Here is a 24,175-nt window from a genome sequence, read left to right on the forward strand (position 1 = left end):
ACATCTATATGCTATTTAGAAAACTTTCTATTTCGATCCTTTTTTTATTTCCCGTAATCTTATTCGCACAACAAGTTACCATCCAGGGTTCTGTAGTCAAACAGGATAGTGTAAGTCCGGCGGTTGGGGCAAGCGTAAGCTTATTATCCACCGTAAATCGTGCTTATATCCGTGGACAACAAGCTGGCGAAAACGGTAGATTCAGTATCCAACAGGTCGATCCAGGGACCTATCATCTCCAGATTACCTTTCAAGGGTACCAAACTTATACCCGTGAGAACTTCGTGGTAAAAGCCAATGAAGATATCAACTTGGGTAAGATATCCCTACAAGAACAAGGTGAATTGATCTCCGAAGTCGTTGTACAGGGAAGGACACCCGATCTACAGATCGGAATCGATAAAAAAGTATTTGATGTTTCCCAGAGTATGGTCAGTGTAGGAGGTTCTGCACAAGATCTATTGGGCAATGTGCCTACTTTACAGGTGCAATCCGATGGATCCATCAGTTTAAGAGGCTCATCCAATGTTCGTATCCTGGTGGATGGTAAGGAATCTGCCATGGCCGGTTCTGATATCAATGCCTTCTTGCAATCTTTACCTGCAGATGCGATCTCCAAGGTAGAGATCATGACGAACCCATCTGCGAAACACGATGCGGAAGGGCAATCCGGAATTGTAAACATCATCCTAAAGAAAAATATCCGCACAGGTTTGAACGGTTCGGTTAATGCTTCCATTGGATCCTACGAGAATGCCAATGCGGGTCTTACCCTGAATTACAGACCTGGAAAAGTAAATTATTTCGGAAGCTATAATTTTAGCCGTAGAAACATGGTCGGTGGAGGATATACCGATAACACCGATTATATCAACGGACAGATCACAGATGCAAGTCCGAGGACCTATTCAACGGATGAAAGTAAACGATTGGGCTATAATCATACCGTACGTTTAGGAACAGATTATTATGCGTCGGATAAAACAACCTTAAGTTTAGCAGGAAACCTGAGTTTCCGTGATAATGATAGGACACAAGATATTAATTATACCTACTGGAATATTCCAGACTATGGTTCCAGCAGTTTCCGTAAATCTGCACAGGCAGAAAAGGATTTTGGTGTAGACCTGATGTTTGATTTTAAACAGGAATTCAAACGTGAGGGCGAGGAATTGTTGGCAAATATATCCTTTGGTAATGATGAGGAGGATGGTACGAACGATTTCCATCAGACATATGCCAGCAATAGAAAAGACCTGGTCCGCCAGAATACCACCTCCGAAAGAGGACAGAACTGGAACTTCCAATTGGATTATACATTGCCATTTGCTGAAGACCATAAACTGGAAGCTGGTTACCGCTCGATTATCCGTACCTCTCAAGACCACCAGTATTCGGAGTTGATGGATACCCTGAGCAATAGCTTCCTGCCGGACTATAACGTAAGCAATGATTTTGACATGAACAGTACCGTTCATGCCTTATACGCCAATTATCAAAAGAAATTAACCTCCAAATTTGGTGCACAGATCGGTTTAAGGGCAGAACAAGCCTATTTAAACTCTACCTATTATTCTTTGGATCCATCTATTCCAGAAAATCAACGAGCTACTGATGGGAAGCTGGATTACTTCCGTCTTTACCCAAGCTTGTTCTTGAGTTATGATGTGGGTGAAGGAAACAGCGATAAAGTACAATTGAGCTATACACGTAGGGTAGAGCGTCCTCGTGGCTGGCAAGTGAATCCTTTTCTGGATATCTCTGATGAGCAGAACTATCGCCAAGGTAACCCGAATCTAATGCCACAGGATATCCATGCGGTAGAATTGAGTTTCTCAAAATTCTATGATAACTGGAACTTTGTTTCATCGGCCTATTACCGTCGAGTAAACGATATGTTCCAACCTTTCATCTATCCAGATTCCTTGATCCAGGACATTGTTGGTGATCGTAGTAACATCACCTATTCAAAATGGGAAAATGTAGCGAACAATAATTCCATGGGATTCGAGTTGATCTCCAAGATCAATGTATTCAAATGGTGGGATCTTACGGCCAATGCCAACTTATTCTACATGAATATAGAGCCGAAATCAGGATTTGATGTTCGTTCGTCCTCTAGTTTCAACTACCATGGTAACCTGACGACCAATGTGAAATTCACACCGACATTCTCGGCTCAGGTGCGTGGAGATTATCGTAGTGGAATGAAAACCCTTCAGGGAGAAATGAAGCCAATGACCGGCGTTGATGTGGCATTACGCAAGGATTTATTCAACAACAAAGCGAATATCATGTTCAATGTAAGGGACGTGTTCAACAGCCGTCGTTTTGAAATGGAGAACTACCTTCCGGATAAAAAAATCAACTTTTCACACCGTTGGATGCGTAGAATGTTCACCCTATCTTTCTCCTACCGTTTCGGAATTCAGGACATGAGCAAAAAGAAGCGTGAAGAAAATGGGGATATGGATGATATGGGCGGACAACAATTTTAATTCTTGTTTTTACGATTTGTTTAATTAAATTTAGTCCTTCAAATAAATCAACTATAACTATGAAGAGAAACTTTGTGTTCATTTTGATAGGCGCGATTGGGCTTACCTTTGCTGCCTGTGCAAGCAAAAGTTCAACAGTAACAAACCAAACAGGACCAGCGTATGAATTAGAGAATCTTCCAAAAGTAAACATCAAGGATTTCAAAAAGAACTCCGCAGGTGCTTATGTTTTGTTTGATGGATCTTCTTTAAATGGCTGGAGAGGTTACAACAAGAATCATGTCCCTAATAAATGGGGTATTGAGGATGGTACCTTAAAATTCTCGAAAACTCCAAAAGGGGTTGATAAGGCTGAAGGTGGAGATATTATCTTTGCCCACGACTTTAAAAACTTCGAATTGGAATTTGAATGGAAAATTTCTCATGCTGGAAACTCGGGCGTATTTTTCCTAGCAAAAGAAGTGAAAGGACAACCAATCTATGTATCGAGTCCGGAATACCAATTGTTGGATAACCAAAACCATCCTGATGCGAAGCAGGGGGTTGATGGCAACCGTAAATCGGCTTCCTTATACGATATGATCCCTGCAAAACCTCAGAATTCATTCCCTGCGGGCGAATGGAACCGAGCGAAAATTGTAGTGAACAAAGGAAAAGTAACACATTTTCAAAATGACGAGAAGGTCGTTGAATATACGTTATGGACTCCAGAATGGACAGCATTGTTGCAAGCGAGTAAGTTTTCGCAGGCAAAATGGCCATTGGCGTTCGAATTGTTAAATAATGTAGGTGGCAAAACGAAATCAGGTGTGATCGGATTCCAAGATCATGGCGATGATATCTGGTTGAAAAATGTTACCGTAAAAGTATTGTAATGTTGAAGAAATTCAAGTTTATGAAAGAGAGCCTATTAAGCTCTCTTTTTTGTATAGGAATTTTTATGCTTCAGGCGCAAGAGCTGACCTGGCGAAATCCATTGACAGAAAAGGTGATCCAGGGGAGATCGAAAGAAGTGTTGGAATCGGATGGTTTTGCACGTCTGCCTTTGGCTTTGAAGGAGTCGGTAAGAGAACCAGTCTGGAATTTGGGTAATCAATCTGCAGGGGTTTATATTGATTTTAAAACTGCCGCGGAAGAGATTACGGTGAAGTATCAGGTTAAGGGAGCATTGAACATGCCGCATATGCCGAGTACGGGGGTGAGTGGATTGGATTTGTATGCGAAGGATCCTCAGGATAATTCCTGGAAATGGGCGCATGGGGGCTATAGTTTTAAGGATACGATTACTTATACTTTTAAGAACTTAGGTTCGCATCCTAGTTATGAGTATCGATTGTACCTGCCTATGTACAATAAGGTGGAATGGATGGAAATAGGAACTTCAAGTGCAGAGCCGATTTCTTTTTTGAAATCGGAGGGTAAGCCTATTGTGGTTTATGGGACCAGTATTGCACAAGGTGCTTGTGCGACCAGGCCAGGATTGGGCTGGACGAATATATTGGGAAGGAATTTTGAGCAGGAAGTGATCAATCTGGCTTTTTCAGGAAATGGAAGGTTGGAGCAACCTATTCTTGATCTGATCAATAAGGTGGATGCATCCGTTTATATTTTGGATTGTATTCCGAATTTGGGATTGACGAAGGATAGGGATGCGGCGAAGTTAAAGGCTTTGATTGAGCATGCCGTGGAGTTTTTGCGGAAAGATCATCCCACTACGCCGATCATTATGGCGGAGCATAGTTCGAGCGAGGTGCCGGGGATCTTGAACGGGAAGCCCAATGATAATTTTAAGGAGAGCTCGAGGATTGGTAGAGAGACGATAGATGGTTTGAAGAAAAAAGGGGTGAAGAATTTGTATTGGTTGAGTAGTGAGGATATTGGGCTGGATATTGATAATACGGTTGATTATGCGCATCCGAATGATATTGGGATGGAGAAGATCGCTAAGGCTTATAAGGAGTTGTTGAGGAAGGTTTTGAGATAATGGTTTTGAATTAATGTGACAGGTATTAGTCCGCCCTGCGTCATTGCGAGGATTTTTACGTCATTGGGCCGCCTTGCGTCATTGGGCGGCCCTTCGTCATTGCGAGGAGGCACGACGAAGCAATCTTTAGCTTGTCATCCTGAGCGTAGTCGAAGGATCTGTACGCATATATCCGAACAGATGCTTCGACTACGCTCAGCATGACATTTGGAAAGATTGCTTCGTTCCTCGCAATGACGGGCAACCTCGCAATGACGCCCCCGCGCTATGCTGCCACCCCTAAAAAATATCCTGCAATTCCTTCAGATCCACAATCATATACTCCACATCCTCCGGCTTATCCTTATCCCCTGGATTAAAAAATATCGCTTCCAAACCAGCGTTCTTCGCTCCGCGAACATCCGCATCCAAATTATCCCCGATCATTACCGCATGTTCCTTCTCCGCTTTCCCATTATCCAAAGCATGCTTAAAAATCCTAGGATCCGGCTTATTAATCCCAACAATCTCCGAAATCACGATCGTCTCAAAATAAGGGTACAACTTACTATGCTCCAATTTCTTTTCACAGGCCTCTTTAAAACCATTTGAAATCAGATGCAACCGATACTTTCCCTGCAAATAAGCAAGAGTTTCATGCGCATGGGGAAATAAATTCGTCTTGGTCGGGCAAATCGCCAAATACTCCTCCTCAAAAGCCACAGGAAACAACCCAGGATCCACACCCAACTGACTAAACGTATCAGCAAACCTCAATTTTCTTAAGGTCGCCTTATCGATCTTGCCATGATGGTACAGGTCCCATAACCGATGGTTATTCACGGTATACGTCTCAATAAATTCATCCGAATTCTGTCGCTGAAAAAGATCGTGGAAATTAAATTTATAATAGAGATCATGTAAGGTCTCTTCGGCGTTTCTATCAAAATCCCAGATAGTATGATCCAGGTCGAAAAACAGATGCTTTTTATCTTTGAACATGTACAAATATACAGGCTTTCCAAAGGGCAGTCAAACCTGTTTCTAAGCCTACTGTCATATTCTTTTGCGCGTTTTCGATTACATCCGTATTTAAGTACCTTTGCGGTTGGAATTTCATTATGAGGAAGGCATTATTTCTTTTTTATTTCTTGTTTTTTTATGCGATCACGCAATTGCTTTGGTGGGGATTCATCTTGATCAAATTTGAACCAGACCGGAAGGGTATGATCATTGGTGAAGGCTTGATCTTCTTTTTGATCTTTATCTGGGGTGCTTTTCGCCTCAAAAAACATGTTAGAAGAGAACATGAAAATAACCAACAGCAGCAGAACTTCCTTTTGGCCATTACCCATGAGCTGAAATCGCCTTTGGCATCTGTAAAACTCTACATCCAAACCATTCTAAAACGCGATCTGGACAGGGAACAGCAAAAGGTTTTCCTCTCTAACTCTTTAAAAGATATCGAACGTTTGGACGACTTAGTGGAGAATGTGTTACTTACCACCAAGTTGGAGAATAGGGCTTACCAATTGCCAAAAGAAGTGTTCAACATGACGGAGTTGGTCGAGCAGGTGATCGATCGATTGCAGAAGAATGCCTGTAAATCCCAGGTCATCAAAGCAGAATTGGATGAGGATATTGAAATCAAAGCGGATAAATTTGCGATTACGAACGTAATCACCAACCTGGTGGAGAACGCGGTGAAATATTCACCACCCTGCGCCACGGTCTCCGTCAATCTGAATAAACAAGGACAAAACCTGTTATTTTCTGTTGCCGATCATGGGGAAGGAATTCCCGATGACGAAAAAAAACTTATATTTAATAAGTTTTATCGCGTCGGCAGCGAAGCTACCCGCAAAACCAAAGGAACCGGTTTGGGGTTATATATCGTAAAAACAGTATTACAAAAACACAATGCTTCCATTCGGGTAAAGGACAATAAACCCTCAGGAAGTATTTTTGAAGTAACATTTGAAAACTATGCAAGCTAAACAACGTATACTTCTGGTTGAAGACGAAGAACATTTATTGGAAGCTATCAAATTGAACCTGGAGCTGGAAGGCTATCGGGTGACTACAGCTACGGACGGTAAAAAGGCCTTGAAACTATTTAAGGAAGAACGCTTCAATTTGATCATATTGGATGTGATGATTCCAGAGATCGATGGATTTCAGGTTGCTGAAACCATTCGTCTGCAAAACTCTGAAGTTCCAATCATGTTCTTGACCGCCAAGAACAGTTCCGAAGATCGGATCACCGGTTTGAAAAAAGGAGCTGATGATTATTTGGTGAAGCCTTTCAACCTGGAAGAACTTATTCTACGTGTTTCCAACCTGATCCGTCGTGGAATGAAAGGGGATGACCTGAAAGAACTTAATTCCTACACCATTGGTGATAAGACCATCTATTTCAATTCCTTCGAATTGCACCATGCAGATGGCAGCATCTCTTCCTTGACCAAAAAGGAAACGATGTTGTTGAAATTATTGATCGAACGCAGGAATGAGGCTGTTTCACGTGAACAGATCCTGGAAACTGTCTGGAACTATGATGTTTATCCATCTACACGTACCATCGACAATTTCATCCTGACTTTCCGTAAATATTTTGAACCTGATCAGAAACATCCTATTTATTTCCATTCCATCCGTGGTGTGGGCTATAAATTCACGGACAACCAGAATTAAATTAGCAGATGACCAATAATGCACGTAAAATAGTAATCGCTATTGCGGTTGCTTTTCTATTGTATGCCATATATGCCAAGCATTATAATATTGCGGTTTACATATTTGGTGGGATCGCCTACCTGACCTGGAGTTATTTTAAGGAAGGTACGGTCTATTTAGCTACTCAAGCATTCCATAAACAGGATTACGAACGAACCAAAGCTTTATTGGCGGAGATCAAGAATCCCGATCAATTGCGCAAAGGTCGTCGTAATTTCTATGAATTCATGATGGGAAACATCGCTTTGAAAGAGGAGCGGGTAGATGAGGCGGAATACCACTTCCAAATGGCATCCCGTTTGCCATGGCGAAAAGATAATGAAAAGGGCATGGTATTGATCAATCTGGCAAATATCAACCTGAGAAAAAAAGAATACGAACGGGTGACTACCTATTTGGACCTGGCCGAAAAGCTTAAGCTAACGGCGCGCCAGGTTTCCATCATAGAAAAAATCAGAAACGAAGTAAATAAACATATATAGTGAACAACAATTTAAAGAATGATCTATTGATCCGTACTGCCTTATCGCAGCCTACGGAACGACCTCCTGTATGGATGATGCGTCAAGCAGGACGGTTCATGAAGGAATATTGGGAAATTAAGAACAAATATTCTTTCTTGGAGATGTGCAAAACTCCAGAGATTGCGGCGGATGTAACGATGTTGCCGATCGATCTATTGGGGGTTGATGCTGCCATTTTGTTTTCGGATATTTTGGTTACGCCAGAGGCTATGGGAGGTGACCTTTCCTTCGAGCAGGGTGTAGGGCCGCGTTTCTCAAACCCGGTTAGAAACCTTCAAGATGCAGAAAACCTGAATGTAGATTGTTTGGACAAATTGCAATATGTGGCTGATGCGATCAAGGTGATCCAACAACGTTTGGATGGAAAAGTGCCTTTGATCGGATTTGCAGGTGCACCTTTTACGATCTTGAGTTATTTGGTAGAGGGCGCTTCGTCCAAGGATTTTAAACGTACGAAGACTTTACTGAATAATGAGCCGGAATTGGCGCATTATATCCTTCAAAAAATTGCTGATGTGACGATAGGTTATTTGAACATGCAGGTGGAGGCGGGTGTAAATGCCCTTCAATTGTTCGATAGCTGGGCATTGGCGCTTTCTTGGAACGATTACCAAGAGTTTGGCCATAAATACAATAAATATATTTTGGATAATATTAATCGTAAGGATATTCCAGTGATCTCTTTCTGTAAAGGAAGTTCGGTATTTGCGCCTATTATGGCAGAAGCAAAGCCGGACGTGGTTTCGGTGGATTGGAATGCGGATCTGTTGAATATCAAGAAATCTTTACCTGCTGGAATGGCGGTACAAGGAAACTTGGATCCTTTTGTATTGTATGCGGATAAACCGGTGATCAAGAAGAAGATCTTGGATCTTTTTGAAAGGATGAGAGGGGAAGATGGTTTTATTTTTAACCTCGGGCATGGTATTATGCCGGATATCCCTTTTGATAACGTGAAATACGCGGTAGAGGTTATCAAGGATTTTAGGTATTAGGCTTTCTCCTCGGGAGATTAATTGACATTGCGAGGAGGTTTACTCCGTCATTGCGAGTAGGTTTTCCCGTCATTGCGAGGAAGCTTTCCCGTCATTGCGAGGAGGTACGACGAAGCAATCTTTAGCCATGTATGTCGTCCTGAGCGTAGTCGAAGGATCTGTACGGTAGTATACGAACAGATGGTTCGACTACGCTCACCATGACATGGTTAAAGATTGCTTCGTTCCTCGCAATGACGTGTGAGGTTGCTCGCAATGACGTGTGAGGTTCCTCGCAATGACGTTGTGTTCCTCACAATGACGGATAACGTCCCTCATTATGAAGTTTTTTCTTTTCGTACCTTTGTAATAAATACTTAAAAATGCTTTATCTATACGCCAAGTCTATTCATATCATTTTTGTAGTTTGCTGGATGGCGGGCCTGTTCTACATGCCACGCCTTTTTGTTTACCACACCGAAGCAAAACAAAAATCAGATATCGAATACCAAGTGCTTCATAAGCAATTTAACATCATGGAAAGCCGGTTATGGTGGGTAATTACAACTCCCTCCATGTACTTAGTAATCGCCTCGGCCCTCGTCATGTTATATGTCAACCCCGGATTATTATCCATGGGTTGGATGCATATGAAACTGGCCTTTGTACTCGGATTAGTAATCTACCATTTTATTTCTCAAAGGATCATGTTTAAGCTGAGGGATGGGAATTCAACCTGGACATCAACCCAGTTGCGTCTTTGGAATGAAGTTTCTACCATTATCTTATTTGCGATTGTATTTTTGGTGGTATTGAAATCAACGATAGGTTGGGTATTTGGAGTAACAGGAATTATCGGATTAGGTGTTTTGTTGATGGTGCTGGTAAAGCTTTATAAGCGCTATCGAAAATCTAAAGGAGAAAACGTAGATTAGGACTATAAAACGTAGGCTAGAACTCTGCACCAAAGACTAAAATTATACAAAAGAGACTAAAATTATAATTATGAAAAAGCTATTGACCATATTATTTTGTGGGGTATTATTTATTGGAAGCAGTCAGGCACAGGAGCATAAATGGGCTTTTGGATTTTATGGCGATGTGCAGATGGAAAGTCCAACTTATGATGGGAGTTTTGGTGTGCAAGGAAAGTATGATCTGACAAATTATCAAGCTTTACAGGCCCAGGTTTATGGTAGAGGTGGATATATTGCCGTAGGTGCAGATTATTTGGTGAATGTGTTTAACAAGGAAAAATCTAATTTCAATATTTTTTTAGGTCCGGGGATTAGTCAGGATTTTTATACCTATGATTTTACGATCGATGGGGATGTGGAAGGACCTATTAGAAGAAAAGAGAATTATACGAATGCGATTGGACAAGTGGGTGTGAGTTATTATTTTCCCTCAGTTGATTTATCGATTTATACAGGGTATAAGTTGAAGTATCAATTTGCTTCGGAAGCGATAGATCCCAATTATGTGATGATAGGGGTGAGGTATCATATTTGGTAACGTCATTGCGAGGAGGTACGACGAAGCAATCTTTACACTAACCGAAAGATTGCTTCGTTCCTCGCAATGACGGGGAAAGTTCCTACTCTCCGAAACACAAATACTTAATTTCCATATACTCCTCCAACCCATATTTCGAGCCTTCCCTTCCCAATCCACTCTGTTTCACCCCGCCAAAAGGAGCCGAAGCATTCGAAATCAAGCCTGCATTAATTCCTACCATCCCAGCTTCCAATTGCTCCGCAACCCTAAAACATTGCTTCACATTTTCACTGTAAAAATAAGATGCCAAACCAAAAGGCGTATCATTTGCCATTTTTACCCCCTCATCTTCCGTTTTAAATTTAAATAGCGCACATACAGGACCAAAGGTTTCCTCACTTGCAATCAAGCTTTCCGGACTTACATTAGAAAGCACGGTAGGTTCATAAAACAAATCCTTGATCACTTTTCCACCGGTTTCAATCTTCGCCCCTTTGGCCAACGCATCCGCCACATGATGCTCCACTTTTTCCAACCCAGACTTATTGATCAATGGACCAACCTGCGTCGTTTTCTTCAATCCATTTCCAACCACCAAATTCTTAACCGCGGCTGTCAACTTCTTGCAAAATTCTCCATAAACATCCTCCTGCACATAAAACCTATTTATGGAAACACAGGTCTGCCCCGTATTACGAAACTTCCCAGCTATAGCTCCCTTAACCGCCAGATCAATATCCGCATCATTAAAAACCAAGAATGGCGCATTCCCTCCCAATTCCAAAGAGATTCTTTTGATGGTGCTCGCAGCCTGCTCCATCAAAGTCCGACCAACCTCCGTAGATCCCGTAAAAGATATTTTTCTTACCAATTCACTAGTCGCCAATTCTTTTCCAATCCCTTTACTATCCTTCGAAGTGATCACATTGAGCACACCTTTTGGAAATCCTGCCATATCCGCCAGCTTAGCCAAAGCAATGGCCGAAAAAGGGGTTTGAGATGCCGGTTTAAGAACCACAGTACATCCTGCCACCAATGCCGGAGCCACTTTCCTCGTAATCATAGCAAGCGGAAAGTTCCAAGGCGTAATGGCGGCCACCACACCAATACCCTGTTTGATCGTCTGAAGCCTGGTATTACCAGCTAGGGAAGGAATAGTTTCCCCGTAAGCACGTTTCCCTTCCTCAGCAAACCATTCCATAAAAGAATTGGCATAATCCACTTCTGTTTGAGATTCATTGATGGGCTTTCCACTTTCCAAGGTCATGATTTCCGCTATCTCATCCCGATGTTCATTGATCAATTCAAAAAGCCTTCTAACCAACTTTGATCTTTCGCCTACAGGCGTTGATTTCCAGCTTTTCCAAGCCTTGTCTGCTGTTTTAATGAATTTCTGACAGTCTTTTACCGTAAGATCCGGCAACGAGCCGATGGGTTTTAAAGTTGCTGGATTGATTACTTCAAATGTCTTTTCGGAAGATAAAAAGGAACCGTTATGATAAGCTTTTTCGATAAAAAGTGAATTCTTCATGATGCTTTGTTTTATGAATTCTTGCTGAAAATTATAAATAACCCTATAATTTCTGGATTCTTGGTATGATTTATGGAACAGTGAAGGTAAAGTTTTGTTTCGACCTACATGTTGCAAAAAAGTAATATTATAGATCAATTACAAACGATGTGAAGGAAACTTTTTATTATAGTTCGCTTCGGAGTTAAACCATACTGAAAGTATACCTAAAGTATGTAAAATGTATGCTTTACCTACTTTCCGCCTACTTTAACCCTGCTTTAAACCTACTTAAACTACGATTCTTACCCAAATTCAAACATATTTTGAAGTCATAGGTTAGAAACAACCTCGAGAAAATGGATAATAAACGTAAAAAAGGAGGGCGTATAAATTTGTTAATCAACAAATTATACGCCCTCCTTAGACATTAGATAATAGATTATAGATAATAGACAACTGTAAGGCGCCCAAGGTCTAACATCTATTATCTAACATCTATCATCTAAAATTACAGATTACTCAACGTATGACCCATACGGTCTCTTTTTGTTTTCAGGTATTCCGTATTATAAGGATTCGGTTCGATTTCGATCGGCACATTATCCACAATCTCCAAACCATAGCCAATCAATCCGGCACGTTTGGTAGGATTATTAGACATTAAACGCATTTTGGTTACTCCCATATAACGCAATATCTGTGCACCAACTCCATAATCCCTAAGATCAGCTTTAAAACCTAACTGCAGGTTTGCATCCACCGTATCCACGCCTTCTTCTTGAAGTTTATAGGCGTGCAGCTTATTGATCAGGCCGATTCCTCTACCTTCCTGGTTCATATAAACAATAATTCCCTTACCTTCTTTTTGGATCATCTCCATGGATTTGTGAAGTTGTGGTCCACAATCGCAACGGCAAGAACCGAAGATATCCCCAGTAACACAAGAGCTATGAACACGAACCAAGATCGGTTCATCTTCTGCCCATTCGCCTTTATAAAGAGCTAAGTGCTGCTCACCAGTATTCTTCTGAGTAAAGGCCTTCATTTTGAAATCCCCCCATTCGGTTGGCATCTCAACAGAAACCTCTTCCTGGATTAACGTATCATGTTTTAAACGATATTCGATCAGATCCTCAATCGAGATGATCTTCAGGTCAAAACGCTCCGCTACTTTGATCAAATCAGGTAGCCTTGCCATTTCGCCATCATCCTTTAGGATTTCAACCAATACCCCTGCAGGTTCAAAACCAGCTAAACGCGCTAAATCCACGGAAGCTTCGGTATGACCAGTTCTACGCAATACACCGCCATCCTTCGCGATCAGCGGGAAGATATGGCCTGGACGACCTAATTCTTCCGGACGAATATTAGGATCGATCAATGCTTTTATGGTTTTCGAACGGTCGGATGCAGAGATACCTGTCGTACAGCCGTAACCTTGAAGATCCACAGAAACCGTAAAGTTGGTTTCATAAACGGCAGTATTTTGGTTAACCATTAAACCCAGATTAAGCTCACGACAACGTTCTTCGGTTAAAGGTGCACATACCAATCCTCTACCATGGGTAGCCATAAAATTGATCACTTCAGGGGTAGCATTGCGTGCAGCAGTAACAAAATCGCCTTCATTCTCACGGTCTTCATCGTCTACTACGATAATGACTTTTCCAGCTCTGATATCCTCGATTGCTTCTTCAATCGTGTTTAATTTAATATCCATTAGTTTTAAATAAGTGTACAAAGGTAACGGTTAATTAGGACTTATTTATAAGTAAGTTGTCATAAATATGCCCTCGGGCGTCTTTCGGGAGTACATGGAAATGGGCCTGATAAACCTTACTGAAATGATGGGCATATTTGAAACCTATGAGGAAAGCGATTTCCTTGATCTCCAAATCCGTATTCACCAACATATCCTGCGCACGATCCATCCGGCATTTGCGTAAATAGCGCATCACGGTTATGCCATAAACCTGTTTGAAAATCGTTTTAAGTTTGAATTCATTGATCCCAAATTGACGAACAAGAGTAACAATATGTATATCTTCATGGCTATTTTCCTCTAAGTATGTTTTTATTTCTTTGATTATTTTCAAATCGATGTTTGAACATTTCAAATTCCTGGTATCCTTACTTGCCTCCATCCGTATTATTATCCCTTTTTTGTTATTGATGGGTAAACAAATCTAATACTTTTGTGGTGTTATTTATAATTATTCTAAATAATTTTCTGAAAATTACATCACCTTGGGGAATAGAAATTTTATTATGCTAATACGTATCAATATGTAATTAAATTTAAAATTAACAAGCTTTCTGATTTTCTTCACGCTGTTCTCGAATGCTCAGACTGGTATCAAAGGTGTAATTTCTGATAAGGAAGGACAACCCTTAAGCCAAGTGAGCATCTTGTTCAAAAATGCTTTGCAACAGCTAGAAAAGGAAAGTTACAGTACAGAAAACGGAAGTTTTTCACAAACCATCGGTCCTGGAAAATACCATTTACAGATAAGCCATCAGGGGTATGAAACTTTATATATTGACCAAGTGCTAGTTGAGAAAGGCTTTGTAGACCTTGATACCTTATTTCTATTTTCCGCATCCCAGAAAATAGAAGCCATCACCTTAAAGGCTAGCCCCAGATTTATAGAACAACGTGCTGATCGAATGGTAATGAACATCGAGAACTCCGTACTATCTGATGGAATGACGGCCTTGGAAATATTGGAAAGAGCTCCTGGAGTAAAAGTGAGTGATGATGGGGAGATCCAGATGCGGGGTAAGAAAGATGTCGCGGTGATGATCAATGGAAAGTTATCCTATTTATCCCAAAAGGAATTGACTAGCCTATTGAGAGGAACTTCCTCTTCTTCCGTTAAAAGCATAGAGTTGATCACCAATCCTTCGGCAAAATTTGATGCGCAAGGAATGGGCGGATTGATCAATATCGTTATGAAAAATCAACGTAAGAAAGGGTTCAATGCTACGATCAATGCCTTTGCTGGTGCTGGAAGAAAATTAAGGAATGGCAGTGGGATTAACCTGAATGTTCAACGGGATAAATGGAACCTGTATTCGGCCTATGATTATGCCTTTCGTGGGGAGGAAGAGTATAGGCAATTTGACCGGTTCTTTGAGAAGCTTCCTGCTGAGATTCAAGCAAGGGTATCCAAGCAATATTCCGTGACGGAAGAACCGCTGAATACCCACAACGCTAAGTTTGGGGTGGATTATATTCCTTCATCTAGCCAACTCATCAGTTTGAACTGGACTGGAAATTTTGGAACTTATAAGAACCTGAACCAGGGATATAACAACATTTTATTTGAAAATGGGGAATTGATTTCTAATTCTTTGACGGATAATTCAAACATCAGTACCTGGAACAATCATAATGTGAGTTTGGGTTATGTACATCGGATAGGAGAAAGGGGACATGAAATAACGGCTGATCTTGATTTTCTCCATGCAGCCTATGATGCCGATCAATTATTGATTTCTGATTTTCAACGGACCACATTTCAACAACCCTTTATCTCCAAACGGAAAAACCAAACGCCTTCTGTTACCAAGCTTGCTGTAGCCAAGGTCGATTATCTTCACCAATTAACCGTAAACCAGAAGGTAGAGATAGGATGGAAGAGTAGCGTGATGGAAGCAGACAATAATGCGATCAATGATACATTAAAAGGAGCATCTTGGATCAGGGATCTGGGTACCAGTAATCATTTCCTGTACAAGGAACAGATCCATGCCGGATATCTGAACTACCAGTGGAAGAAGGAGGGATGGAGTTTGCAGGCCGGTCTTCGAGCTGAAAAAACCTTGGCTGATGGCTTGTTATTAACTACTTCTGTGCAACATAAGCGGTCTTACCTGAACTGGTTTCCAAGCGCGACATTAGCAAGGCAATGGAGTGCCCTACATCAAACCCAACTATCGTATAGCAGAAGGATCAATAGGCCCGATTATTATGACCTCAATCCATTTCGATATTATGTAGATGCTTTTGTTTTTTATGAAGGAAATCCATTGTTGCAACCCGAAAAAGCACATGCATTTGAACTGAATTATGGCTATGGTCGTAATCTAAATATTTCCTTTTTTTATACCGATGTAGCAGAGGTGATGACTTCGGTGCTGACACAAATCCCTGAAAAGAATATGACCATCCGTTCGGTTGCTAATATTGAAGGCTTCCGTAATATAGGCACGAATATCAATCATAGTTATCAACCATTGAACTTCTGGACCAGCATCAATAATGTGCTGATCTATCAAAACCATTATTTTGGAGCGTTCAATAAGGAAGTTATCGATAATAAAGGCTGGTCTTTAAATTATCAATCCAACAATTCCTTTAAATTGCCGAAAGCTTGGCAATTAGAGATCAATGGGCAATATTTATCGCCCGAATCGGACGGAGTTTATAGAAGAAAGTCGATGGGATCCGTATCCATAGGCGTTCAGAAGAAGTTGTTGCGCGAAAATCTGACCTTAAAATTGAGCGGAAATGACGTTTTCAAAACGATGCGGTACAGGACAACTTCAGAGGTTGGGGCTGTTCGCATGAATCAGCACTTTAATCTGGATTCCAGGACTTTTATTCTTTCCGCAACATTTAAGATCGGAAAAGATTTTACAAAGGAACGAAGATCAGGGTCGGAAACCGGTGAGATGAAAAGGGTAATAGGGGGAAGTTAAGGTGTTTTTATTTTACAAAAGCGACCTTCCTAAGAGGAAAGGGTCGCTTTGTCTTTCTTTTTATTAAAGAGGCCTACAACTTTTTTCCAGATGGCCTCCGCTTTGTTCTTATATTGTTCCGCATCGAACAAGGCCGAATCGGAGGTGGATTTATACGTTAGGAATATAGCCAATGGCGTAAGGACGATGATGGCCATCCACATGCCCCACATTGGGGTCAGGCTGGCATCTTTCGCTGCTTTCTCTGATATGGTTGCAATAACGTGATAGATCAGGAAGAAAATAATCGCCATGACTACAGGCAATCCAAGACCACCTTTTCGGATGATGGCACCCAATGGTGCTCCAATACCAAATAACAGTAAACAGGACACGGCCAAAGTGAATTTTCGGTGCCATTCGATATCGTATCGGATATCCTTCTCGGCAAAGAACTGGTAGTCATTCATCCTTAGATCAGCATTCTCTTTGATCTGTCTCGCTTGCGACAGGGCATTGCTGATGGCCGAACGACGCATGTTCTCCTGTTCAATATCTGCTAATTTTATCTTGGTATTGATCGTTTTCGGTTTATTTTCCTGATAGTAATTGGCAAAGAAGTTAATGTACCGTTTGCTTTCCACGGAGTTAATCTTCGCCACACTATCCAAGGATACCCTGTTGGAATCCGAATAATGCCTCAATTGTCTGAGGTTAAGCATCTGATGATGATCCTTGAAGAGTTCTTTATCCGTATTCCCCATCTGGAAACTTTCCATATCGAATTTTTGGGTCGTTTCCTTGAATCTGAATCGGGTAAATTGCTGACGGGGGTCGTATCGTTTCGCGTCTTTTACATTGCTGTCTTCATAACGAACACCATCTTTCAATTCCAATAACATGTATTTATTGTCGGCAGAATTCTGTATATAGCCTTCTTTCGCGAAGATCACATTATTGGCCGAACCACCTGTGGCGTGTTCATAGATCATGAGGTCGTAAAGGACGGTACCTTCCTCATTTTTACTTTTTGCGCGAATGGAATAACCAGGGATCGTATTGTTGAATACGCCCGGTTTGATCAGGAAATCGGCTTTTTTCTTACGGACATCGTACAGTAGGGAACCCATTTTTAGGTTGACCACGGGAAGGATGTAATCGGAGAAGATAAAAGAGCCGGCGCTGAAAAGTCCTACTACAATGAATAGTGGGGTCATGGCTTTGCGGAGAGAAACCCCAGCAGCTTTGATAGCCACCAATTCGTAACTTTCGCCCAGATTTCCAAAGGTCATGATCGAGGATAACAACATGGAAAGTGGGAGTGCCATGGTTAACTGCACGGCCGCCTGATAACTTAATAGTTCAAGGATTACATACCATTGGAAACCTTTTCCGATCAGGTCATCGATGTACTTAAAAAGAAACAGCATCAATAGTACAAACATCACAATGAAGAAAGTAACCATAAATGGTTTGATGAATGCTTGTAATATGAGGGAGTGAATCTTCTTCATGTTGCTAATAATCCTTGATATGGGGCATCTTTGCTAAGTCTGACCCATGGATTTCTGCAAAGATACATTTTTTATGAACGTATTTTTGTTAGGAAAAAGTTAATAGGGATAAGATATGAAAAAGCCTGAAAGGAATAGGTTTTCATTTCAGGCTTTGTTTGGATATAGTTATGCGCCGATGACGCTTTGTAGATAACCAATGGAATTGTTCCAGATTTGTTTTCTGTCTTCCATATTGTCTTCTTTTACGTAGTCCGTAACTGCGATAGCTACATCATTGGTCAATTCGTCCTGTATGATTTCGATTTCGAAGAAATAAGGTTCGTCATCCAACCATTTAAATTTTACGCTTTTGTTTTCTTTGACGGATACCAGTTTCGCACGGTGGGATTCATTATCCCAAACGAACTCGTAAATTCCATCGTGGTAGTTTACATCATCAGCAAACCATTGTGCCAGTTCATTCGGCTCCTGTAGATATGGGAATAGAATTCTAGGTGATGAATTCAACACATATTCAAGGTGTAGTTTAGTTTTTTCTGACATAATTTGTTCTCAGTAGTTCGTTTTATAAATGTTGTTAGTAAAAAAAGTAGGCCCCCAATGCTATCCTACTTTTTGTAAGTATAATCAATTAATCGCTTATTAAAAAAATAGTGCACATCTTTTTTTTAACAGTAAGTGGCTTTTCAACAATTATGCCTAAAGTAATAAGGGGGTAATGTGGGTTTAAGAGTAGGGGAGGTGGATTTTTGCTATCTTTTTGATTATAAAGAGGTTTAGAGTTTTAGGGGGTTGAAAGTTTATTTTTAGGGATAATTTTATTGAAATTTTCTTTGAAAGTTGTTGCTTATTACTATCTTTGCATACCGAAAAACGGCGGGGTAGCTCAGATGGTTAGAGCGCAGGATTCATAACCCTGAGGTCGGCAGTTCGATCCTGCTCCCCGCTACAAGATAAAGGAAAGTCCAAAAGGCTTTCCTTTTTTTGTTGGGGTGCTTTTCGGCAGGTCATTATTGACCTTCTAAAATATGTATCAAATCATTATTGATATAAAAAACTTCTCGTCCTTCTTTTGACGGAGTGAGTATTCTCGCTCCAACAAGTTCATTGACATATTTTGTCAAAGTTGTTCTGGAGGATACCTGGAGTATGTCGCCGATCAACTTTGGTTTGATATATGGTTGACTAAACAGCAGTTCATTTACTTCTTTATTATACCATTTGATATTCGATTTGCCGTATTCCAATGTAGTTTCCATCTGATCCAGTATACCGTTGATGAGTTGATTGGTTAAAAGTGCAGTTTTTTCTACAGCATCCAGCATAAAGAGTACCCATGGTTTCCAGCTCCCACGCTGAGTTACGGCACCTAAATTATAATAATAATCATCTTTATGGACAATAATGTACTTAGAAAGATACAGTACAGGTTGCTCCAATAAACCTTTATTGACCAAGTAAAGTAAATTTAAAATCCGGCCAGTACGACCGTTTCCGGCTGGAAATGGGTGTATGGCTTCAAATTGATAGTGTGCAATACACATTTTAAGTAATGGATCCGTGTCGGACAGCTTTTCATCATTCAGGTAGTCCAATAGATTTCCCATTAGTTGTTCTACAAGGCCGACACCTCTTGGAGGAGTGTATATAATCTCTCCTGATCTAAATTCGCTTTGTCCACGTTGAATGACCGTTAGGGAATGTGCTGGGCGTATGCTGCCAGATGTATTTTTGATTTGTTGGAAAATAGCAATTATACTTTCAAGATCGATATTGTTTTTTTTCTTTACACGTTGATATCCCTCCCAAAGCGCTTCCCTATACCTCAAAACTTCTTTTGTAGCAGGGTTCGCATTTTTTTCCTGGACGGTATCCGATACTGCTTTATAAAGTTCGTCTTCTGTTGTAAAGATATTTTCTATAGCAGATGATGCTTTGGCCTCTTGGAGGGCAATCGTATTGACCAGCATATAGGGATTGGGCAGCCGTTGTACATTACTATTTACGCTTGCCAATGCTCGAGATGCCGTGACCAGTTTTTTCAGAATATCTACGTCATCAGCAATGTTCTGCGGAGGCAGGAGCGGAAGATCATTGAAAGGTTTTGTTCTATCGTATGCCATATATGTTCAATTTTAGACTGATACTGGACACATGTACAAAATAAAGAAATAAAATGGACATATTATTATGATATGTCCATTTTTAATAAAAAAATGGACGCATTTTAATTAAGTGTTCATTTGGATGATTGTAAAACATCGTCAGCTATTAGCAAAAGTAGTTGACTTATAGATTGATGATATCAAAATAATTCATGAGGGAGATATACAGGGATGCCAGCACAAAATTCATCCCAATAATCTTGGCGATTACAATCCACAATCTGGACCGTTTCTCATGCATCATTAGAAAACCGAAGATGCTGCCAAATAAAAATAAAAAGGGGATCATAAAAAATGTAAGAAACAGATTGACCCCATCCTTAGAAAAGTTAATTTGGAAAACCACCATGAATAGGTTCAATACATTTATCAACAAGAGGATAATATTGAGTTGCGCAGCGATATAGGTGTTGGCAAGGAAATGTTCCCAATAATTGTATTTATGTTTATAAAAAGTAATCCAGGTTATCAGACTGGTAATGGGAATCATAAGAAAAATGAGAACACTAAAATATTTCCCTAGGAATCCGTGTCCGATGAGTTGATCAGCATGCGCAGCAGGTTGAATTTTATCGATCCATAAGTGTATACCTTTAATGATCAAGGAACAAATGGTCGTCATGATCAAGACAAATGCGAATGGCCGAAAATAGGGTACACGTTTTCCATCAAGGTAATCCTTAATCATTACGCCCGGCTTTGTGAAAAGGCACTTTAAAGTATAGAAAAAGCCTTTATCCACATGGAAAACGGAATGCGGGATATCATGTAGGAAATAATGCGCATCGATTCGGTGTTCATGTGCGGATTGTCCACAATGGGGGCAATAATTTCCTTTGAAATTAAATTGGCAATTTAGGCATACGGCATTTTCCTCTCGATATGGCATAAGGTTTATTTAGTTAGTTAACTAAATATAAAAAAATCAAGTAAGAAAGAAGTTTTTTCCTTTCGGAAAAAATAGATAAAATTCATTTCTCTTAAATCGAACATCTCTTAGACCTGGCATTAGTTAATTATTAAGGATTTCGTGTTCAGAACTATGACTGCTGAATTTTTTACAGCATATCGATATAATCATTTAATAAATTAATAAACAATATATTATAATTCTTTTAAAGATAAATTAATTCAAAATAAGTAATATTGGGTAATTAAATACGGACTTAATATTTGAATTGTGAAATATCTGGAATTAAACGAGCAGATTATAGCCCACTTGATACAAGAGAAACCATACTTAGATATGGATTTTACATTGACAAAATTAGCAGATAGCCTGGATACCTCCCTTTATCATTTAGAAAAGGCCTTGAAACTACATTTTCAAGGTTCGATTTATGAATATATTAACCAGCTTCGGATAGAATACTTTATTTCTCAAATTGACCGGATAAATGCAGGTGAATTAAATATTATGGCTTTAGCTTACGAATCTGGATTTAGATCAAAATCCTCATTTCGTAATAATTTTAGACAAATACAGGGAATCTCACCCACAGCCTATATTCTCAAGCATATAAAAATTTAATATGCTAGTGCATTTTAAAATTTAACAACCAATTTACTGTTGAGTTGTTAAATTTTTGGTAATATTATTAAAAACCAAATGCTATGGAAATAATAAACAATGAAACTAACCTACAATTCGAATATAGGGAAGGTGGTGAGATCGCACGATTGGAATATCGCTTTTATAAAAAAGATATTGCTTTGATGCATACGGTAGTTCCGGATAGCATGAAGGGAAAAGGAGTAGCTTCTGCCTTGGCAGAGCAAGCATTTGCATTTGCCAAGGCGAGGGGTAAAAAAGTCATGGTGTATTGTCCCTTTGTTGCGAAGTATGTCCAAAAGCATCCAGAACTAAAAGATCAAATTGATAGAGATTACCATCCGAATCTATAAGGTCAATCTATTAGCTCATTTTATAAGATCAATTCCCTTTCAATTCCTATCTCTTGCAAAAACACCTCATCATGTGAAACCAGTAGTAAAGTTCCCTGAAATTGCTTAATGGCTTCTGTAAGGATAAGGATATTCTGAAGATCTATGTTGTTGGTTGGTTCATCCAAGACCATGATATCTGGTGCTTGATTGGAAATATTCAGACAGCACAATAACAATCGCATCCTTTCGCCTCCACTTAAGGACAGGCAGGATTTCTCCCAAGTTTCCTTATCAAAAAGAAAACGATTCAACCTAATTTTCACCTCATGTTCCTGAAGGCCAGCATGATTAAATCGTTGTGCCATTTCGTAGATGGATTGATTGGCCCTGATAAGAGAATATTCCTGGTCTACATAGACGTATCTTTTACTATTGGAAAGGAGCTTTCCCTTGGATGGTTCCAAAATACCTAACAAAATCTTGATCAAGGTAGTTTTACCGGAGCCATTTAATCCTTTAATAGCAATTCTTTCACCATGCCGGATCTGAAAAGAAAGATCTTCCTTCCAAAGAAATCTTCCGCTGTTACTGGCTTCAGAATCATTTATTGCATCAATTGAAGGAATCTTATAATTAATTTCCTGGGCTTCTAAAAGTAATTTACCACGATAACTATCAGAGTTTTCAAACCCGAATTGCATTTGATCTATTTCAGGGAGAATACTTCTTAAACTGGTTAATTGGCTTTGGATACCCGATATTTTTTCTTCATGTACCGATTTCAGTTTCGAGGAACTGCCTTCAGCTTTATTGCGAAGGGTATTCATCATGATCTTTGGCATTCCAGCACCTTCCTGTTTCTTTTTGCCCCGTGCATTCAATTTATTCTGCCTTTCTATCGCTTCTTTTTCTTTTTCCTTAGCCTTGCGGAGTTCCTTTTGTTGTGATTGTACCTGATGGTTCAGCGCATCCAATGCAATTCCCTTTTGCTCGGCAAAAAAACTGTAATTGCCGCCGTATAAGCGGATTCCATCACGGCTTAACTCTGCTATTTGTGGGATCAATTCCAATAATTGCCTATCATGGCTGACGATCAAAAGGGTTTTGTTGGTTTTTTCGACAAAATCATAGAGTAATTTGCGGCCATCTTGATCTAAATGATTACTTGGCTCATCCATCAGAATAAATTCCGGCTCCTGGATTTCTATACCCGCCAAAAAAACCTTGGTCTTTTGGCCTCCGCTCAGACTGGCTAATTTTCGCTCAAGATCCAGTCCAGATAACCCCCATTTTTCTAAAGCTTGTTCACAGCGATCTTCCAAAGTCCAATCATCTTGAAGAAGTTCCATGTTTTCCGCTGTCGCCTCTCCCTGCAGGATAGCATGTAAAGCGCGCAATTTACCAGAAATACCCAATGCCTCAGCAATACTTAGTTCATGGTATTCATCATGGGTCTGCGGAATGTAGTACGGTTTTGAAGAACAGCTTATCATTCCTGAGGACAAGGGAAGTTTACCAGCAATAATCTTTAGGATACTGGATTTTCCTGCACCATTGTTCCCGATAAGGGCAATCTTATCATTTTTATTGATAATGAAATTGATGTTCTCGAACAGAACATCTTTATTTGGATGTATATAAGTTGCTTGTTGTAATATAAACATAAATCTTTTCGCTAAGGGGTGAAATAATGAAATGAGAGCTCGCTAAAGAGCTAACGGAATCAAATGCGGAAAGATTTATTTATTACATATGGAATTATTTCGTGTGCTACAAAGGTAGCTATTTAATTTAAAATCTGAAAACCCTCAGATTTAGGCGTTATCAATCATCCCGAAGGTCCAAGCATTCTCTATCGTTCGGAAAGTCAAGTTTATCCGAGGAACATGCTGGGCAAATGAAAACCCAACTACAGAAAAAGCACGATACCAAGAATAGAAACTGCGACGAGGTTATAGAAGAAAGTCCAAAATTAATAGTCGTAGTATATTAGGATGAGAACTAATAAAATGTAATATAAAAATATATGGATGTTTTTTATACTTAAATATTAATAAATTTATAACCAATAAATTATGAGAAGATATAAAATTACTCTAACATCATTATTAGTAGTCTAAAATATTGAGGGATGCTGTTATTTCAGGGATAATATTTGTTTAGTGCATGAAATAGTTTGTGTATGTTGCGATTATTGGTATTGCTTATGGGGTTGTAA

At 39.9% G+C, this 24,175-nt stretch carries 21 protein-coding genes and 1 tRNA gene; 13 read left to right on the top strand and 9 right to left on the bottom strand.

The window, feature by feature from the left end; all coding sequences use genetic code 11:
* Positions 1–8: 8 nt before the first annotated feature.
* The 3 genes from E3D81_RS09725 to E3D81_RS09735 all read left to right on the top strand — a co-directional run bounded on the left by E3D81_RS09725 (position 9) and on the right by E3D81_RS09735 (position 4,482).
* Positions 9–2,498, top strand: coding sequence for an outer membrane beta-barrel family protein (locus E3D81_RS09725; protein WP_099367600.1), 2,490 nt, complete (start codon positions 9–11; stop codon positions 2,496–2,498).
* Positions 2,499–2,557: 59 nt separating this feature from the next.
* The gene (locus E3D81_RS09730; protein WP_099367601.1) at positions 2,558–3,373 is read left to right on the top strand and encodes a DUF1080 domain-containing protein; all 816 of its coding nucleotides are present in this window, start codon (positions 2,558–2,560) and stop codon (positions 3,371–3,373) included.
* A gap of 65 nt (positions 3,374–3,438) precedes the next feature.
* The gene (locus tag E3D81_RS09735) at positions 3,439–4,482 is read left to right on the top strand and encodes an SGNH/GDSL hydrolase family protein (protein WP_167554270.1); all 1,044 of its coding nucleotides are present in this window, start codon (positions 3,439–3,441) and stop codon (positions 4,480–4,482) included.
* A gap of 279 nt (positions 4,483–4,761) precedes the next feature.
* Here the strand turns inward: E3D81_RS09735 and E3D81_RS09740 are convergent, their stop codons facing one another.
* Positions 4,762–5,463, bottom strand: coding sequence for a YjjG family noncanonical pyrimidine nucleotidase (locus tag E3D81_RS09740; RefSeq protein ID WP_134777284.1), 702 nt, complete (start codon positions 5,461–5,463; stop codon positions 4,762–4,764).
* Between the two features lie 119 nt (positions 5,464–5,582).
* Here E3D81_RS09740 and E3D81_RS09745 point away from each other — a divergent pair, with 119 nt between their 5' ends.
* From E3D81_RS09745 to E3D81_RS09770, 6 genes are all read left to right on the top strand, one after another.
* Positions 5,583–6,458 carry a sensor histidine kinase gene (locus E3D81_RS09745; RefSeq protein ID WP_134777285.1) on the top strand — a complete coding sequence of 292 codons (876 nt, stop codon included), beginning with the start codon at positions 5,583–5,585 and terminating at the stop codon, positions 6,456–6,458.
* Entirely contained in the window at positions 6,448–7,155 is a 708-nt protein-coding gene (locus tag E3D81_RS09750; RefSeq protein ID WP_099366312.1) for a response regulator transcription factor, read from the top strand. The genes E3D81_RS09745 and E3D81_RS09750 overlap by 11 nt, the downstream gene beginning before the upstream one ends.
* A gap of 8 nt (positions 7,156–7,163) precedes the next feature.
* Positions 7,164–7,679, top strand: coding sequence for a hypothetical protein (locus tag E3D81_RS09755; RefSeq protein WP_099366313.1), 516 nt, complete (start codon positions 7,164–7,166; stop codon positions 7,677–7,679).
* Positions 7,679–8,716 carry a uroporphyrinogen decarboxylase gene (gene hemE / locus E3D81_RS09760; RefSeq protein ID WP_134777286.1) on the top strand — a complete coding sequence of 346 codons (1,038 nt, stop codon included), beginning with the start codon at positions 7,679–7,681 and terminating at the stop codon, positions 8,714–8,716. The genes E3D81_RS09755 and hemE overlap by 1 nt, the downstream gene beginning before the upstream one ends.
* Before the next feature lie 362 nt (positions 8,717–9,078).
* Complete coding sequence (hemJ, locus tag E3D81_RS09765) at positions 9,079–9,630, top strand: protoporphyrinogen oxidase HemJ (RefSeq protein WP_134777287.1); 552 nt, start codon at positions 9,079–9,081, stop codon at positions 9,628–9,630.
* Between the two features lie 70 nt (positions 9,631–9,700).
* A complete protein-coding gene (locus E3D81_RS09770; RefSeq protein ID WP_134777288.1) occupies positions 9,701–10,210 on the top strand; it encodes a hypothetical protein in 510 nt (169 codons plus the stop codon).
* Positions 10,211–10,292: 82 nt separating this feature from the next.
* Here the strand turns inward: E3D81_RS09770 and E3D81_RS09775 are convergent, their stop codons facing one another.
* From E3D81_RS09775 to E3D81_RS09785, 3 genes are all read right to left on the bottom strand, one after another.
* Positions 10,293–11,723, bottom strand: coding sequence for an NAD-dependent succinate-semialdehyde dehydrogenase (locus tag E3D81_RS09775; RefSeq protein WP_134777289.1), 1,431 nt, complete (start codon positions 11,721–11,723; stop codon positions 10,293–10,295).
* Between the two features lie 490 nt (positions 11,724–12,213).
* Entirely contained in the window at positions 12,214–13,425 is a 1,212-nt protein-coding gene (locus tag E3D81_RS09780) for a bifunctional 3,4-dihydroxy-2-butanone-4-phosphate synthase/GTP cyclohydrolase II (protein ID WP_099366320.1), read from the bottom strand.
* A 34-nt stretch (positions 13,426–13,459) separates the two neighbouring features.
* Positions 13,460–13,801 carry a helix-turn-helix transcriptional regulator gene (locus E3D81_RS09785; RefSeq protein WP_167554271.1) on the bottom strand — a complete coding sequence of 114 codons (342 nt, stop codon included), beginning with the start codon at positions 13,799–13,801 and terminating at the stop codon, positions 13,460–13,462.
* Between the two features lie 271 nt (positions 13,802–14,072).
* Here E3D81_RS09785 and E3D81_RS09790 point away from each other — a divergent pair, with 271 nt between their 5' ends.
* Complete coding sequence (locus E3D81_RS09790) at positions 14,073–16,409, top strand: outer membrane beta-barrel family protein (protein WP_262708806.1); 2,337 nt, start codon at positions 14,073–14,075, stop codon at positions 16,407–16,409.
* A gap of 29 nt (positions 16,410–16,438) precedes the next feature.
* Here E3D81_RS09790 and E3D81_RS09795 read toward each other — a convergent pair whose 3' ends face one another.
* Complete coding sequence (locus E3D81_RS09795) at positions 16,439–17,902, bottom strand: LptF/LptG family permease (protein ID WP_134777291.1); 1,464 nt, start codon at positions 17,900–17,902, stop codon at positions 16,439–16,441.
* Between the two features lie 168 nt (positions 17,903–18,070).
* The gene (locus E3D81_RS09800) at positions 18,071–18,448 is read right to left on the bottom strand and encodes an START-like domain-containing protein (RefSeq protein ID WP_099366324.1); all 378 of its coding nucleotides are present in this window, start codon (positions 18,446–18,448) and stop codon (positions 18,071–18,073) included.
* 332 nt (positions 18,449–18,780) lie between these two features.
* Between E3D81_RS09800 and E3D81_RS09805 the strand changes: the two genes are divergently transcribed.
* A tRNA-Met gene (locus E3D81_RS09805) sits at positions 18,781–18,854 on the top strand.
* Positions 18,855–18,915: 61 nt separating this feature from the next.
* On the opposite strand, the gene E3D81_RS09810 is transcribed toward E3D81_RS09805, so the two are convergent.
* A complete protein-coding gene (locus E3D81_RS09810) occupies positions 18,916–20,028 on the bottom strand; it encodes a Fic family protein (protein ID WP_134777292.1) in 1,113 nt (370 codons plus the stop codon).
* A gap of 166 nt (positions 20,029–20,194) precedes the next feature.
* Entirely contained in the window at positions 20,195–20,959 is a 765-nt protein-coding gene (locus tag E3D81_RS09815) for a DUF3667 domain-containing protein (RefSeq protein ID WP_134777293.1), read from the bottom strand.
* A gap of 291 nt (positions 20,960–21,250) precedes the next feature.
* Here E3D81_RS09815 and E3D81_RS09820 point away from each other — a divergent pair, with 291 nt between their 5' ends.
* Together E3D81_RS09820 and E3D81_RS09825 are read left to right on the top strand one after the other, a co-directional pair.
* The gene (locus E3D81_RS09820) at positions 21,251–21,601 is read left to right on the top strand and encodes a helix-turn-helix domain-containing protein (protein ID WP_134777294.1); all 351 of its coding nucleotides are present in this window, start codon (positions 21,251–21,253) and stop codon (positions 21,599–21,601) included.
* A gap of 83 nt (positions 21,602–21,684) precedes the next feature.
* The gene (locus tag E3D81_RS09825; RefSeq protein WP_134777295.1) at positions 21,685–21,975 is read left to right on the top strand and encodes a GNAT family N-acetyltransferase; all 291 of its coding nucleotides are present in this window, start codon (positions 21,685–21,687) and stop codon (positions 21,973–21,975) included.
* 20 nt (positions 21,976–21,995) lie between these two features.
* Here E3D81_RS09825 and E3D81_RS09830 read toward each other — a convergent pair whose 3' ends face one another.
* The gene (locus tag E3D81_RS09830; RefSeq protein WP_134777296.1) at positions 21,996–23,621 is read right to left on the bottom strand and encodes an ABC-F family ATP-binding cassette domain-containing protein; all 1,626 of its coding nucleotides are present in this window, start codon (positions 23,619–23,621) and stop codon (positions 21,996–21,998) included.
* Between the last annotated feature and the right edge of the window lie 554 nt (positions 23,622–24,175).

Origin of the sequence: Sphingobacterium sp. CZ-2 (assembly GCF_004526235.1) — a bacterium.
GTDB lineage: Bacteria > Bacteroidota > Bacteroidia > Sphingobacteriales > Sphingobacteriaceae > Sphingobacterium > Sphingobacterium tenebrionis.

Coding starts and splice junctions, on each gene's coding strand:
- E3D81_RS09775 (WP_134777289.1), bottom strand. CDS start 11,723: ATGAAGAATTCACTTTTTATCGAAAAAGCTTATCATAACGGTTCCTTT.
- E3D81_RS09780 (WP_099366320.1), bottom strand. CDS start 13,425: ATGGATATTAAATTAAACACGATTGAAGAAGCAATCGAGGATATCAGA.
- E3D81_RS09730 (WP_099367601.1), top strand. CDS start 2,558: ATGAAGAGAAACTTTGTGTTCATTTTGATAGGCGCGATTGGGCTTACC.
- E3D81_RS09815 (WP_134777293.1), bottom strand. CDS start 20,959: ATGCCATATCGAGAGGAAAATGCCGTATGCCTAAATTGCCAATTTAAT.
- E3D81_RS09750 (WP_099366312.1), top strand. CDS start 6,448: ATGCAAGCTAAACAACGTATACTTCTGGTTGAAGACGAAGAACATTTA.
- E3D81_RS09825 (WP_134777295.1), top strand. CDS start 21,685: ATGGAAATAATAAACAATGAAACTAACCTACAATTCGAATATAGGGAA.
- hemJ (WP_134777287.1), top strand. CDS start 9,079: ATGCTTTATCTATACGCCAAGTCTATTCATATCATTTTTGTAGTTTGC.
- E3D81_RS09725 (WP_099367600.1), top strand. CDS start 9: ATGCTATTTAGAAAACTTTCTATTTCGATCCTTTTTTTATTTCCCGTA.
- E3D81_RS09810 (WP_134777292.1), bottom strand. CDS start 20,028: ATGGCATACGATAGAACAAAACCTTTCAATGATCTTCCGCTCCTGCCT.
- E3D81_RS09830 (WP_134777296.1), bottom strand. CDS start 23,621: ATGTTTATATTACAACAAGCAACTTATATACATCCAAATAAAGATGTT.
- E3D81_RS09800 (WP_099366324.1), bottom strand. CDS start 18,448: ATGTCAGAAAAAACTAAACTACACCTTGAATATGTGTTGAATTCATCA.
- E3D81_RS09795 (WP_134777291.1), bottom strand. CDS start 17,902: ATGAAGAAGATTCACTCCCTCATATTACAAGCATTCATCAAACCATTT.
- E3D81_RS09755 (WP_099366313.1), top strand. CDS start 7,164: ATGACCAATAATGCACGTAAAATAGTAATCGCTATTGCGGTTGCTTTT.
- E3D81_RS09745 (WP_134777285.1), top strand. CDS start 5,583: ATGAGGAAGGCATTATTTCTTTTTTATTTCTTGTTTTTTTATGCGATC.
- E3D81_RS09740 (WP_134777284.1), bottom strand. CDS start 5,463: ATGTTCAAAGATAAAAAGCATCTGTTTTTCGACCTGGATCATACTATC.
- E3D81_RS09770 (WP_134777288.1), top strand. CDS start 9,701: ATGAAAAAGCTATTGACCATATTATTTTGTGGGGTATTATTTATTGGA.
- E3D81_RS09735 (WP_167554270.1), top strand. CDS start 3,439: ATGCTTCAGGCGCAAGAGCTGACCTGGCGAAATCCATTGACAGAAAAG.